The organism is Mesorhizobium sp. M1423 (assembly GCF_040317575.1).
In the GTDB taxonomy this organism is placed as follows: Bacteria; Pseudomonadota; Alphaproteobacteria; order Rhizobiales; family Rhizobiaceae; genus Mesorhizobium.
On sequence record NZ_JAMYKU010000009.1, the window covers coordinates 158,794 to 172,025 of the forward strand.

At 65.2% G+C, this 13,232-nt stretch carries 12 protein-coding genes; 6 read left to right on the forward strand and 6 right to left on the reverse strand.

Translation table 11 applies throughout. The annotated features are described in order from the left end of the window. Positions 1-3: 3 nt before the first annotated feature. Genes NKG95_RS14135 through NKG95_RS14145 form a run of 3 tightly spaced genes read right to left on the reverse strand, consistent with a single transcriptional unit; the run spans position 4 to position 2,544 of the window. Positions 4-1,272 (reverse strand): CCA tRNA nucleotidyltransferase, encoded by a 1,269-nt coding sequence (locus NKG95_RS14135; protein WP_352496082.1) that lies wholly within the window; start codon positions 1,270-1,272, stop codon positions 4-6. Then, the gene (locus NKG95_RS14140) at positions 1,269-1,901 is read right to left on the reverse strand and encodes a CoA pyrophosphatase (protein ID WP_352496081.1); all 633 of its coding nucleotides are present in this window, start codon (positions 1,899-1,901) and stop codon (positions 1,269-1,271) included. Before NKG95_RS14140 ends, NKG95_RS14135 begins: the two co-directional genes overlap by 4 nt. Before the next feature lie 13 nt (positions 1,902-1,914). Then, the gene (locus NKG95_RS14145; protein WP_352846769.1) at positions 1,915-2,544 is read right to left on the reverse strand and encodes a DUF1285 domain-containing protein; all 630 of its coding nucleotides are present in this window, start codon (positions 2,542-2,544) and stop codon (positions 1,915-1,917) included. A gap of 145 nt (positions 2,545-2,689) precedes the next feature. Here NKG95_RS14145 and NKG95_RS14150 point away from each other — a divergent pair, with 145 nt between their 5' ends. The 4 genes from NKG95_RS14150 to NKG95_RS14165 are packed head-to-tail and all read left to right on the forward strand — an operon-like array spanning position 2,690 to position 9,518. Continuing rightward, on the forward strand, positions 2,690-3,694 hold the full coding sequence (locus NKG95_RS14150; RefSeq protein ID WP_353041176.1) for an AAA family ATPase: 1,005 nt from the start codon (positions 2,690-2,692) through the stop codon (positions 3,692-3,694). After that, the gene (locus NKG95_RS14155) at positions 3,694-4,608 is read left to right on the forward strand and encodes a DUF58 domain-containing protein (RefSeq protein ID WP_352546818.1); all 915 of its coding nucleotides are present in this window, start codon (positions 3,694-3,696) and stop codon (positions 4,606-4,608) included. Before NKG95_RS14150 ends, NKG95_RS14155 begins: the two co-directional genes overlap by 1 nt. Beyond that, positions 4,605-7,427, forward strand: a complete 2,823-nt coding sequence (locus tag NKG95_RS14160) for a DUF4159 domain-containing protein (RefSeq protein ID WP_352591733.1) — start codon at positions 4,605-4,607, stop codon at positions 7,425-7,427. The genes NKG95_RS14155 and NKG95_RS14160 overlap by 4 nt, the downstream gene beginning before the upstream one ends. 3 nt (positions 7,428-7,430) lie before the next feature. Then, positions 7,431-9,518 carry a membrane protein gene (locus tag NKG95_RS14165; RefSeq protein WP_023719222.1) on the forward strand — a complete coding sequence of 696 codons (2,088 nt, stop codon included), beginning with the start codon at positions 7,431-7,433 and terminating at the stop codon, positions 9,516-9,518. Positions 9,519-9,558: 40 nt separating this feature from the next. Here the strand turns inward: NKG95_RS14165 and clpS are convergent, their stop codons facing one another. The 3 genes from clpS to NKG95_RS14180 all read right to left on the reverse strand — a co-directional run bounded on the left by clpS (position 9,559) and on the right by NKG95_RS14180 (position 10,716). Continuing rightward, positions 9,559-9,864, reverse strand: coding sequence for an ATP-dependent Clp protease adapter ClpS (gene clpS, locus NKG95_RS14170; RefSeq protein WP_023719223.1), 306 nt, complete (start codon positions 9,862-9,864; stop codon positions 9,559-9,561). Between the two features lie 255 nt (positions 9,865-10,119). Continuing rightward, the gene (locus NKG95_RS14175) at positions 10,120-10,335 is read right to left on the reverse strand and encodes a hypothetical protein (protein WP_023719224.1); all 216 of its coding nucleotides are present in this window, start codon (positions 10,333-10,335) and stop codon (positions 10,120-10,122) included. A gap of 36 nt (positions 10,336-10,371) precedes the next feature. After that, a complete protein-coding gene (locus NKG95_RS14180; protein WP_023719225.1) occupies positions 10,372-10,716 on the reverse strand; it encodes a hypothetical protein in 345 nt (114 codons plus the stop codon). A gap of 236 nt (positions 10,717-10,952) precedes the next feature. Between NKG95_RS14180 and NKG95_RS14185 the strand changes: the two genes are divergently transcribed. Continuing rightward, the gene (locus NKG95_RS14185) at positions 10,953-11,669 is read left to right on the forward strand and encodes a response regulator (RefSeq protein WP_353041178.1); all 717 of its coding nucleotides are present in this window, start codon (positions 10,953-10,955) and stop codon (positions 11,667-11,669) included. Then, positions 11,666-13,075, forward strand: a complete 1,410-nt coding sequence (locus NKG95_RS14190; RefSeq protein ID WP_353004834.1) for an ATP-binding protein — start codon at positions 11,666-11,668, stop codon at positions 13,073-13,075. Before NKG95_RS14185 ends, NKG95_RS14190 begins: the two co-directional genes overlap by 4 nt. Positions 13,076-13,232: the final 157 nt, after the last annotated feature.

Sequence of the window (13,232 nt, forward strand, 5' to 3'; positions counted from 1 at the left end):
TGGTTAGGATTGGAGTGCCTCTGCGGCGCGCTTGAGCAGCGCGCCGCGATCAAGCGCAAAACCGGACTCGACCCATTCCTTTTCAAGATTCTTCAACGTTGCACCAAGCTTCGGCCCCGGTGAGGCGCCAAGTGTCGTCAGATCGGCGCCCTTGACCGGAAAAACAGGGCTTTGCCATTTTGCGGCGAAGGCAAGCAGGCGCGAGAAGCCGCCGGCTTCGAGCAGTGCGTCATTGTCTTCGACCGCGCGGGCTCGAGCGGAAGCGAGCGACAGCCGCAACCGATCGACAAAGCCTTGGCGGTCGCCAGAATAGAGCTTTTTCGCCAACTCTCCTTCGGTTGTTTTCGGATCGATGGCAGCTGTCATCGCCCAGTACCGCAGGCGGCTTGCCTCGCTCACGGAAAGCCTCAATCTCTCGGCAAGCGTTTTCATGCGCGCGGCATCCGGCGGCACGATGGCTTCCAGCCTGAGCAGCGGGTCCGGCGCCCAGGCCAGATCCTTCTCGGTCTTGGTCAGCCCGTGGATGGCATCAATGCCCCATTTCTCGCTTTCCGGCAAAACGCCGGTCAGAACGCCGGCCTGGCGCATCCACAGCAGCGCCCGCGACGGATCTGGCGCTGACAGCAATTTCTTCAACTCCCACCAGACGCGCTCGACCGAGAGCTGGTCGAGCCCCTGCTTCAGCCGGGCGCAAGCCTTCAACCCTTCGGCATCCGGCCTGCCGTCCCCATACCAGGCGAAAAAGCGGAAGAAACGCAGGATGCGCAGATAATCCTCGCGGATGCGCGCTTCCGGATCGCCGATGAAGCGCAGCCGCCGCGCTTCGATATCGGCGATACCGCCGACCAGATCGACGACAGTTCCGTCAGCTTCGGCGTAGAGTGCATTGATGGTGAAATCGCGCCGCTCCGCGTCGGCTTTCCAGTCGCGGCCGAACGACACTTTGGCGCGGCGGCCGTCGGTTTCGATATCGGCACGAAGCGTGGTGATTTCATAGGCCTTGCCGTGGGCGACCGCGGTGACGGTGCCATGCTCGATGCCGGTCGGCACCGTCTTGAAGCCTGCCGCCTCGGCGCGCCGGATGGTTTCCTCGGGCACTGTGGTGGTGGCGATGTCGATGTCGGCAACCGGCTGTCCGATAAGCGCATTGCGCACGGCACCGCCGGCGACACGCGCCTCCTCGCCACCGTCAGTCAGCGCGGCGAGCAAGCGCTGCAAGTGGCTTTCGCCGAGCCAGCCGGCCTTGCCCGCGATCGACACCGGATCGCTCACGAATAGAGCCTTTCATAAAGCGTTCGGATGATGCCCGCAGTAACGCCCCAGATGCGCTGGCCGCCATAGGGCATCTCGTAAAAGAACCATTCGAGGTCGTTCCACATGCGGCTGTCCCTGGTGTGGTTGGCGGGGTCCATCAGAAAGCCCAGCGGCACCTCGAAGACGGCATCGACTTCGTCGGAATTCAGCGTCAGGCTGAAACCGGGCCGCACAATCCCGAGCACCGGGGCGATGCGATAGCCGCTGCCGGAGACGTAGTCCGGCATGCGGCCGAGGATCTCGATATAATCCCCATCGAGACCGATCTCCTCGAACGTCTCGCGCAATGCCGCCGCTTCCGGGCTCACATCGGTTGGATCGATGGTTCCGCCGGGGAAAGCCACCTGCCCTGAATGGTTGCGCAGCTTTTCCGCCCGCCGGGTCAAAAGGACCGTGGCCTCGTGGCCATGGTCGACCACCGGGATCAGCACGGCGGCATCGCGCAGCGCCTTGGCCAGCTTCAGCCTGGGATGACCCGGATTGAAGCGGTGGTCGCCAAAATCGTCACCGGCATGCGCCTGCGGCTGCGCCACGACGCGCTGGCGAAACTCGGCGGCGGAAAATGGCACCGGCGTCACCTGATCCATCATAGGCGGTCCATCATGCGCTCAGCCGTTTCAGTTTCTCAGCCGGCATGATCGGATAGACCTCGCCTTTGGAACGGACGGCAAACATCGTCTTGCCGCCGATGTCGATCTCTTGGCCGTGCTCGACCAGCTCGTACATCACTGGCCGCGCCACCAGCGCTTCCAGCCGCCCGCGCACCAGCACATAGGGCTTCAGGCCACCTGTCTCGTCCTCGTCGACGAATCGCAGCGGATGCTCCGCCCCAGCCTCGACCACATCGCCGACATTGGTACGAAAGGTGATGATTTGCCCGTCGCCGGCGCCCGACACATCCATCTCGACGGCGATGAAGGGCGCGTCGGCGACGCGGATGCCGACCTTTTCCACCGGCGTCACCAGATAGGTCTTGCCGTCGTCGTCCTTGCGCAGCACCGAGGAGAAAAGCTGCACCAGCGGCATCCGGCCGATCGGCGTTCCCAGATAGAACCAGGTGCCGTCCTGCTTGATCTCCATGTCGAGATCGCCGCAAAATGCCGGATTCCAGCGTTCCACCGGCGCCGGCCCCTTGCCGGCGCGCGTCGCGCGCGAGACCAGCGCCTCTAGCCCACGCGCCTCGGTCGCGGCCGTCAGGCTCTCTTCACGATGCTCGGCGGCTTCTGTCATGGTCACGAAATAGTCACTGTTGTTCCGCTTGTCAGCCTAAGTCTGTGATTTAAGTTCTTTGCAGGCGCCATGCGAGGCCGAATCGCGGCATTCTGCGGCCCCCAAGGTGCCAAGCGGTATTTCCAACCAGAAGGATCGATGCTGCATGAGCGTTATGATCAAGGAAAGCCCGATCAGCGAAAAGGACATGGTGGCGCAGGCCGAGAAGGCGCTGGCTGACATTTCGAGGGTCCGCGACGGCGTCGGCCGGGTCATCTTCGGCCAGGAAAGCGTCGTCGAGCGCACGCTCGTCGCATTGCTGGCAGGCGGCCATGCACTGCTGGTCGGGGTGCCCGGCCTTGCCAAGACCAAGCTGGTCGAAACGCTGGGCATCGTGCTCGGCCTCGATTCGAGCCGCATCCAGTTCACGCCCGACCTGATGCCATCCGACATTCTCGGCTCAGAGGTGATGGAGCAGGATGAATTCGGCAAGCGTTCGTTCCGCTTCATTTCCGGACCGATCTTCGCGCAACTGCTGATGGCCGACGAGATCAACCGCGCCTCGCCGCGCACCCAGTCGGCGCTGCTGCAGTCGATGCAGGAATACCACGTCACCATTGCCGGCGTGCGCCATGACCTGCCGGCGCCGTTCCATGTTCTGGCGACGCAGAACCCGCTGGAGCAGGAGGGCACCTATCCGCTGCCCGAGGCTCAGCTCGACCGCTTCCTGATGCAGGTCGACATCCTCTACCCCGAGATCGAGGCGGAGCGCCGCATCCTGCTGGAAACCACCGGCATCGAGGATGCCAAGGCCGAAAACGTGCTGCAGCCGACGCGGCTGAAGGACATCCAGACGCTCATCCGCCGCATGCCGGTGCCTGAAAGCGTCGTCGAGGCGATCCTCAAGCTGGTGCGCTCGGCGCGTCCCGGCCAGGGCAACGCCGATACCGACAAGCACGTCGCCTGGGGCCCGGGCCCGCGCGCCAGTCAGGCGCTGACGCTGTGCGCCCGCGCCCGCGCCCTCTATGACGGCCGGCTGGCGCCGTCGGTCGACGATGTCCGCGCACTGGCCGAGCCGGTGCTGCAGCACCGCATGGCGCTGACCTTCGCCGCCCGCGCCGAGGGCACCACGGTACGCGACGTCGTGGCGAAGCTCGCGAAAGGGATTTGATGGCGCGCATCGGTGAAGCGCAGGCACCGACAGCGACGCGCGATGCGCTCGCCAGAGGCCGGTTGCGGGCTTCCCTGGTGCCGGACCTGCTGGTCGAGGCGCGCCGCATCGTCAACACGGTGATTGCCGGCTGGCATGGCCGTCGCAAGCGCGGCATCGGCGAGAATTTCTGGCAGTTCCGGCCCTATGTCGAAGGCGATTCCTCGCGCATCGACTGGCGCCGCTCGGCGCGCGACGACCACACCTATGTCCGCGACCGCGAATGGGAGGCCGCCCATACGGTGTGGCTGTGGGCCGACCCCTCGCCTTCCATGCTCTACAAATCGACCGGAGCCAGCGTTTCCAAGGAGTCGCGCGCTCTGGTGCTGGCGCTGGCCATGGCCGAGCTTTTGTCGCGCAGCGGCGAGCGCATTGCCTGGCCGGGCCTGACCGACCCGTTCACCGCCCGCAATGGCGCCGAGCGCATCGCGGCGCAACTGATGCACGCCGCCGACCTGCCGGCAAAGCCCGACCTGTCCGGCATCCGCCGCTTCTGCGACATCGTCATCGTCAGCGATTTCCTCGACCCGGTTGAGGACACCATAGCCTGGCTGGACGTGCTCGCCCGCCACGGCGTGCGCGCCCATCTGATCGAGGTCGCCGATCCGGCCGAGGAAAGCTTCCCCTATGCGGGGCGCACCGAATTCACCGATCCTGAGACCGGCGACAAGCTGACCGCCGGCCGCGCCGAAATGCTGGGCGAAGAATATCGCCTGCTTTATGCCGCCCGCCGCCAGGAACTGGCCGCGTGGTGCAAACGGCTTGGCTGGAGCTTTACCGTCAATCATACCGACCGCCTTGCCTCCGAGGCGCTGGTGCGCATCCACATGGCGATGACCGCCGAGGGCGCCTTTGCTGGGAGGGCTCGCGCATGAGTTGGCTGCCGCTCTCCTTCGGGGCGCCGATGGTGCTGTGGGGCCTGCTGGCGCTGCCGGTGATCTGGTGGCTTCTGCGGCTGACCCCGCCCAGGCCGCAAACCGAGGTGTTTCCGCCGCTCAGGATTCTCGCCCGCGTGCTGAGGCGCGAAGAAACGCCGCAGCAGAGCCCGTGGTGGCTGACGTTGCTCAGGCTGCTGATGGCCGCGCTTATCGTGGCAGCACTTGCCGAGCCCGTCTTCAACCCGCGCGAAAAGCTGCCGGCCGAGGGCGCTGCCCTGGCGCTGGTGATCGACAATGACTGGGCAAGTGCCGCCGACTGGGGTAAGCGCGTCGCCACCGCCGAGCGGCTGATCGCCGATGCCAATTCGAACGGTGTGCCGGTGCTCATCGCTTTCACCGCCGAGAAGCCGAATGCCGAGATCGGTCCCTTCGATGCCGCTGCCGCGCTCAACCGGCTGCGCGCGGCAAAGCCGCGCCCGATCCCGACCGACCGCCCCGCCGTCTATGCCCGCGTCGCATCAGCCCTGGAGTCGCTGCCGGGCACCAGCGTTGCCGTACTCGCCGATGGCCTGGCGGCGCAAGGCGACGAAGCCGCCTTCAACACGCTGTTGTCGAAGAACGCAGCACGCGTCGTCTGGGCTGTCTCCGACCGACTGTCGCTGACCGGCCTGACCGGCGCCGATAACCAGGTCGACGGCTTCGCCCTGACCGCCATCCGCGCACCGGGCGATCCGGCACCTGCACAGGTGACGGCCGGCGCCTTCGACGACAAGGGCCGCCGCATCGCCGACGCGACGCTGACCTTTGCCCCGGGCGTAACCACCGCCACCGCCACGATGGCGGTGCCGTTCGAACTCCGCAACGACTTCGCCTACATCGCGCTCGATGGCGAACGCCAGGCCGGTGCCGTCCGCGTGCTCGATGAGAGCTCGAAACGCCGCCGCGTCGGGCTGCTGTCGCAGGCCGAGGCCGACCAGGCCCAACCGCTGCTGTCGCCGCTCTACTACATCCGCCGCGCCCTGCAGCCCTTCGCCGATCTCGTCGAGCCGTCCAGCGTCGATCTCGCCGATGCCATCCCGCAACTGCTCGATCAGAAACCGGCGATGATCGTCATGGCCGATGTCGGCACCATTCCGGAACAGGCCCGGGAAAGGCTGGTCGACTGGGTCGACAAGGGCGGCACGCTGGTGCGTTTTGCCGGTTCGCGGCTGGCCGCTGCCGGCAATGACGACGACCTGCTGCCGGTCCGGCTCCGCACAGGCGAGCGCTCGCTGGGCGGCGCGCTGTCATGGACGGCGCCGCAGCCGGTCACCGAATTCCCGAAAACCGGCCCCTTCGCCGACCTCGCGCCGCCCACCGAGGTCACCGTCACCAGGCAGGTGCTGGCCGAACCGACGCCCGATATTGTCGAGCGCACCTGGGCCACCCTTGCCGACGGTACGCCGCTGGTGACCGGGATGAAGAAGGACAAGGGTACGCTCGTGCTGTTCCACGTCACCCCCGAGGCGACATGGTCCAACCTGCCGATCTCCGGCAGCTTCGTCGAGATGCTGCGGCGCATCGTGCAACTGTCGCGCAACCAGGGAGCGGCGGTCGCCAATGCCGAAGCCGCCGCCACGTCGCTGGCACCCTATCGCATGATCGCCGCCGACGGCACGCTGGTCCCGCCGACGCCGGATGCCAGGCCGCTGGTGCCCGGCGCCGGCCCGCTGCCGGTGACGCTGGAAAACCCGCCCGGCCTCTACGGCTCCGAGACGGGGGTATTCGCTCACAATCTGCTCGGTGGCGACAGCGCATTCACGCCCCTGGCCCGGCCTGAGATCACCCTGCCGGTCACCACCGTCCAGTATGCCTTCGACGAGCAGCGCAACCTCAAAGGTCCGCTGGTCACGGCGGCCTTGGTGCTGATGGTGCTCGACACGCTTGCCGTATTCTGGATGGGCGGCCTGTTGTCGCGCCGGCCGCGCCGTCCCGGTGCTGCGGCGACGGCAGCCATCCTGCTGATTGCGCTCGGCGCCTTGATTGGCCACGCGGACGTCGCGCGTGCCGACGACGCCAAACCGGGAGATACGGAGGCGATCGGGGACATTTCAAAGACCCGGATCGCCTATGTGCTGACCGGCGAGCCGGGTGTCGACTCGATCAGCCGCGCCGGGCTCGAAGGCCTGACCCGCTTTCTCATCGAAAAAACCGCGCTCGAACCCGGAGCACCGGCCGGCGTCGACATCTCGAAGGACGAACTGTCCTTCTACCCGCTGATCTACTGGCCGATCGATCCCGCCGCCCCGATGCCGAGCGAGGCCGCCATCGCCCGTATCGACGCCTACATGCAGCAGGGCGGAACGGTCTTGTTCGACACCCGCGACCAGTTCGCCAACGGCATTGGTGCGGATTCGACCAGCCCCGCAACGGAGCGGCTGCGCGACATCCTCGGCAACCTCAACGTGCCACCGCTGGAACCGGTGCCGTCGGACCACGTGCTGACCAAATCCTTCTATATCCTTCCAGAGTTTCCCGGCCGCTTTGCCGGCAGCCCGCTTTGGGTCGAGGCATCGCTCGAAGCCAGCAACACGGAGAACCGCCCGGTGCGCACCGGCGACGGCGTGTCCCCGATCATGATCACCGCCAATGATTTCGCCGGCGCCTGGGCGGTCGACGAGAATGGCGACCCGCTATTGCCGACCGTGCCGTCGGATCCGATGCAGCGCATCTATGCGCTGCGCGCCGGCGTCAACATCATGATGTACATGCTGACCGGCAACTACAAATCCGACCAAGTGCACGTCCCGGTGCTGCTCGAACGGCTGGGGCAATAGACCATGAATTGGTCGCTCGCCTTCGAACCGCTCATCACTTGGCCGCTGCTCGCCGTGGTTCTGTTGCCGCTGCTGCTGCTGGCGCTGGTCGGCCTTTGGTTTCGCCAACGCGGCGCGATCTTCCGCCTGGCAGCCCTGATTGCGCTGGCTGCGGCGTTGCTCAATCCGGTATTCCTCGACGAAGAGCGCGAGCCGCTGAAAAGTATCGTCGCCGTCGTCGTCGATCGCAGCCAGAGCCAGGATATAGGCGACCGCACCAAGCAGACCGACGCGGCTTTGGCCGGGCTTCAGCAGCGTCTCGGCCGCTTCAAGCAGTTCGACGTCCGTGTCGTCGAAGCCGGCAAGTCCGAAGCCGCCGACGAGCGCACCGAGACGCGGTTGTTTTCCTCGCTCGAAAATGCTTTCCGAGACGTGCCGCCGTCGCGCATTGGCGGCGCCATCATGATCACCGACGGCGAGGTGCATGACGCGCCGCTTGGCGCACCCGACTTCAATGCCCCTCTGCATGCGCTGATTACCGGCAACGACCATGAAAAGGACCGTCGCATCCGCTTCGAGAATGCGCCGCGCTTCGGCCTCGTCGGCAAGCCGCTCGACATGACCTATCGCGTCATCGCCACCAACAACGAAACCGGCCCGGTCGATGTCCGCGTATCGGTCAACGGCGAGCAGGTATCGGTCGAGCACGCCAACATCGGCCAGGCGATGCCGCTGCAGGTGACCATTCCCAGCGCCGGGCGCAACATCGTCGAACTCGCCATCGACCACGAACCAGGCGAACTCACCGATACCAACAACCGCGCCATCGCGCTGATCGACGGCATCCGCGAAAATCTGCGCGTGCTGCTCGTGTCCGGCGAACCACATGCCGGCGAGCGCACCTGGCGCAATTTGCTGAAATCCGACGCTTCGGTCGACCTCGTGCACTTCACCATCCTGCGCCCACCGGAAAAGCAGGACGGCACGCCGATCAACGAGTTATCGCTGATCGCCTTCCCGACACGCGAGCTGTTCGTCGAGAAGATCAAGGATTTCGACCTGATCATCTTCGACCGCTATCAGCACCGCGACGTGCTGCCGATCCTCTATTACGACTACATTTCCGAATATGTCGAAAAAGGCGGCGCGCTGCTAATCGCGGCAGGCCCCGAATATGCCGGCGAAAGCTCGATCGCCCGCACGCCGCTGATGTCGGCGCTGCCGGCAATGCCGACCGGCGAGGTCATCGACAAGGCCTTCTACCCACGTCTCACAGATACCGGCCAGCGCCATCCGGTCACGCGCGGGCTCGACGGCTCCGCAACCGAGCCGCCGCACTGGAGCCGCTGGTTCCGCACCATCGGCGTCGAGAACCCCGAGGGCGAGGTGGTGATGAAGGGCGCCGACAACCGGCCGCTGCTGCTGCTCGACCGCAAGGGCGAAGGCCGCGTCGGCATGCTTTTGTCCGATCAGGGCTGGCTATGGGCGCGCGGCTTCGAGGGCGGCGGCCCGCATGTCCAGCTCTACCGACGCATCGCCCACTGGCTGATGAAGGAGCCCGAACTCGAGGAGGAGCGGCTGACCGCCGACGGCCGCGGCATGGTGCTTGAAATTCGCCGCCAGACGATGAGCGACGACCCCGGCCCGGCGCAGGTCATCACGCCGTCCGGGAAGGCACTGATCGTCAGGCTCGAGAAATCCGAGCCAGGCGTCTTCCTCGGCAGCGTCGAGACCAGCGAAATCGGTCTCTATCAGGTCGGCAATGGCGACCTGACGGCATTGGCCCATGTCGGGCCTGTCAACGCGCCGGAATTCACCGACGTCGTCTCCACCGAGAACCGGCTGAAACCGCCGGCTGAGGCAACCGGCGGCAGCGTTCGCCGGCTGGCGCCGGCCTCGGCGATTGGCAATCTCACCAGCACTGTCACGCTGCCCTCCATCGTCCCGGTTCGTGCCTCGGGCGCTGCCTCCGGCAACGACTGGATCGGCCTGCGCACCACCGACGACAGCGTGCTCAAGGCCGTCTCGCGCGTGCCGCTGTTCGGCGGCTTCCTCGGCCTCGGCCTGCTGCTTCTGGCGATGGGCTCGATGTGGTACCGCGAAGGACGGTAGTTCCCTTCTCTCTCCCTGCAAACGGGGCGAGGGAGGAGCTCTATTCCTCCGGCTCCGTCGTGAACATCAGCGGGTAGCCCTTGGCCTTGCCGGCATCGGTTGCCCGCGCCGCCTTGGTCTCTGCGACATCCCTGGTGAAGACGGCGACGACGCAGACGCCGCGCCGGTGCGCGGTGATCATTACCCTATGCGCCTGGTCTTCACTGAGCTTGAACTCGGCCTTCAGCACCGTCACGACGAACTCGCGCGGTGTGAAATCGTCATTGACCAGGATCACCTTGTAGAGCTTCGGCCGTTCGACCTTCGGCTTCGTGCTGGTACGGGGTTTTGTCGTGATTTCAGGCATTGGACCAGCAATTGCATGCGACAGCTTTGCGGTGATTTTGGCATGGGCAACAGCGGTCGTCCATTCAACCGCACGCGATCGGTTTCCCGGCCGTGCAGTTCACAAGTCCGTGCCTATGTGGGAACTGCCGGCTGGCGTTCAACGGGCGGTGTGGGCCGGGACCGGCCCGTACTGTCTGCACGCCAACAAAAGATGACCGCTCCAGGCAAATCGCAACTGGAGCGGTCTTCTCATACGGCAGAAGATGTCGCTTGATCAGGCCTTCGGAGCTGCCTTGACCGCGTGCTTCTTGTGCTTCTTGACGGTCTTCTTGGCAGCGACCTTCTTCACGGCCTTGGCCGGCGCAGCGGTCGTCGTTGTCGTCGCAGCCGGGGTGGTGGTCGCGGCATTGGCGCTGCTGGCGCCGAGAACCGGCATCGAGAGGGCCAGCGCGATGGCGAGACCGAGGGCGGAGAGGAGGGACTTTTTCATGGCTTCACTTCCTTTTTGTGCAGATCGGATTGAGTGTCACTGAACGGGATCGATCGGTGTCACTCCAAGCAGCTTCAAAGCGTTCGCGAGCATCCGGATTCCCTGTGCCTGTTTCTTGTTGGCGCAGAACCGGTTTCCCTTTCTTTGAAGTGCTTTCGCCGCGGTGACCTGCGTTGCCGCGGCATGGGTTTCGAGGGCTTCGTCAAACTGGCGGTTCAGATCGATGCAACGCTCGCTGCGGGTGGTCGCCACCTTTGCATCGGCCGCCTTTGAATTGGCCGCCTTTGCATCGGCCAGCTTTGCATCGGCATGTTCGACCGCAGCCGTGACGAGCGAAATGGAAAGCAACGCACCCATCAGACTGATCGAGAACCTTTGCATTGGTCTGTCCGTAATCCCGTAACGCGTGTCGCAGCCGATGACCTGACCGCCACGGCACCACTTATGCCTTTGTTTTTTTTCGGCAGTTTTTCCGGATTGTAGAATTTTGTTTCTGGATTGTTTCTGGGCGCCCGGATCGAGCTGCCGATCTCCACTGGCCAACTTATGGCCTGAATTCTATCGTCTGGCTGACGGCCGAAGCACCGCTTGGGCGATCCACAAATGACAGGTTTCCTGTGAAATCCGACCCCCACATACTGATCGTCGACGACGACAAGGGCATTCGCGACCTGCTTCAGGAATTTTTCCAGAAGCGAGGGCTGCATACATCGGTCGCCGCCGACGGCACCGAGATGGAGACCGTGCTGCGCCGCGCCCAGGTCGACCTGATCGTTCTGGACGTCATGCTGCCCGGCAAGAGCGGCCTGGAGCTCTGCCGCGAGTTGCGCGCCAATTATTCGACACCGATCATCATGCTGACCGCGGTCACCGAGACCACCGACCGCGTCGTCGGCCTGGAGATGGGCGCCGACGACTACGTGCCGAAACCCTTCGATCCGCGCGAGCTGCTCGCACGCATTCGTGCCGTCTTGAGGCGTAATGGCACCGCCGAACCGCGACGTGCCGCTTCGCGGCAGATCTACCATTTCGCCGGCTGGACGATGGACTGTTCGCGCCGCCGGTTGATGGCGCCCGGCGACGTCAGGATCGAGCTAACGATGGCCGAATTCAATCTCCTGCAGACCTTCGTCAAGAGCGCGCAACGCGTACTGAGCCGCGACCAGCTCATCGAGCTGTCCGGCGGCGACAGCGGCTACAGCTTCGACCGCAGCGTCGACATTCTGGTCAGCCGGCTGCGGCGCAAGATGGAGGACGACCCGAAAACGCCGAAGCTGATCCTGACGGTGCGCAGCGGCGGCTATCAGTTCCTGCCTGAGACGACCTCCGAATGAGACGCATTCTGCCGCAAACGCTGCCGGCCTGGGTGCTGCTCATCGTCATCGCCGGCCTGCTGATCAGCCAGATCGCGACCCTCTACATCGTTTCGCGCGACCGTGCCGCCGCCAATGACGTCGTCGATCTCTACCGGCTCAACGACCGCGCCTTCTCGCTGGTACAGCTGATGCATGATGCTACGCCGGAACAGCGCAAGGCGACGGCCTCCGGCCTGTTCAACGCCACTTACGCGCTCACCGTCTCCGGCACGCCCGCCGTCACTTCGTCGATAGCCGGCGACGACGAGCTGGCCGAATTGGAGGACATATTGGTCGGTCGGCTATCGAAGTTCGGCATCACCGACGCGCGGGTCCGCCGCGACCCGGCAACGCACGAAGCCGACGCTCCCGGTGGGACGGTCGCCGGTCCCGATGTTGGCCAGGTCGAGCGCGACCTGCTGGTGCTGGCCGCCGATTTCGCCCAGAGCGACAAGCTGACCGCTTCGCTTCGCTTTGCCGACGGCCAATGGCTGAACTTTACCGAACCGAACACGCCGGCCGGGCCGATACTGAGCTTCGATAGCCTGCCGCTCTATGCCTTGATCGCCGGGCTGGTGGTGGCTTCCTCGATCTGGTCGCTGCGCCGGCTGACGGCGCCCTACCGGATGATGGAGACCGCGGTGAAGCGGATCGGCGAGGACCTGAAGAGCCCGCCGATCGCCGAGAGCGGCAGCCGCGAGGTGCGTACCGCGGCGAAGGCGGTCAATGCCATGCAGGCAAGGCTGCGCGCCTATGTCGAGGACCGCGAGCACCTCGCTGCGGCGCTCGCGCACGACCTGCGCACGCCACTGACCAGGATGCGGCTGCGCCTCGAACTGCTCAGGAATTCGACCATTCGCGCCGCACTGGGGCACGACCTCGCCGACATCGAAGGCATTGCCAGCTCGGTCATCGACTTCGCCACTTTCGAGGTGACCGAGGAGAAGAGCGAGAGGATCGATTTCTGGTCGCTCGTCGAATCGGTCGCCGACGGCTTCGAAGAGGTCTCGTTCGACAATGACGATGCGCGCTCGCGCGGCCTGATCTGCATAGCGCGCCCAGTCGCGCTCCGGCGCTGCGTCACCAATCTCGTCCAGAACGCGGTGACCTATGGCAAGAAGGCGCATCTCAACCTGCGCCAATCGGACAGGATCATCGCGCTGGCGATCCGCGACGAGGGGCCGGGCATACCGCAGGCCGAGCTCGACGCCGTGTTCGGCTCGTTCGTACGCCTGGACCAGTCGCGCAACCGCCAGACCGGCGGCCTCGGCCTCGGCCTGACCATAGCCCGCAATATCGCCCGTGGCGCCGGCGGCGAAGTCAGCCTGTCCAACCATCCCGATGGCGGCCTGTTGACGGAGCTGCGCCTGCCGCTGGCGGTTTAGCTTGCGGTATCGGGCTAAGCTGGCGTTCCTTTGCGCCCCCCTCTGTCCTGCCGGACATCTCCCCCACAGGTGGGAGATTGGCTGTCGTCGCCGATTTCGCCAACTACAAACGTTGGAGTGTGAGAGCCGTCTGCGAAACCGCCGATCTCCCCCAAGT

Bases quoted from the DNA above. Each gene is read 5' to 3' on its own strand.
- NKG95_RS14140 (WP_352496081.1), bottom strand. From the start codon at position 1,901: ATGGATCAGGTGACGCCGGTGCCATTTTCCGCCGCCGAGTTTCGCCAG.
- NKG95_RS14145 (WP_352846769.1), bottom strand. From the start codon at position 2,544: ATGACAGAAGCCGCCGAGCATCGTGAAGAGAGCCTGACGGCCGCGACC.
- NKG95_RS14150 (WP_353041176.1), top strand. From the start codon at position 2,690: ATGAGCGTTATGATCAAGGAAAGCCCGATCAGCGAAAAGGACATGGTG.
- NKG95_RS14155 (WP_352546818.1), top strand. From the start codon at position 3,694: ATGGCGCGCATCGGTGAAGCGCAGGCACCGACAGCGACGCGCGATGCG.
- NKG95_RS14160 (WP_352591733.1), top strand. From the start codon at position 4,605: ATGAGTTGGCTGCCGCTCTCCTTCGGGGCGCCGATGGTGCTGTGGGGC.
- NKG95_RS14165 (WP_023719222.1), top strand. From the start codon at position 7,431: ATGAATTGGTCGCTCGCCTTCGAACCGCTCATCACTTGGCCGCTGCTC.
- clpS (WP_023719223.1), bottom strand. From the start codon at position 9,864: ATGCCTGAAATCACGACAAAACCCCGTACCAGCACGAAGCCGAAGGTC.
- NKG95_RS14175 (WP_023719224.1), bottom strand. From the start codon at position 10,335: ATGAAAAAGTCCCTCCTCTCCGCCCTCGGTCTCGCCATCGCGCTGGCC.
- NKG95_RS14180 (WP_023719225.1), bottom strand. From the start codon at position 10,716: ATGCAAAGGTTCTCGATCAGTCTGATGGGTGCGTTGCTTTCCATTTCG.
- NKG95_RS14190 (WP_353004834.1), top strand. From the start codon at position 11,666: ATGAGACGCATTCTGCCGCAAACGCTGCCGGCCTGGGTGCTGCTCATC.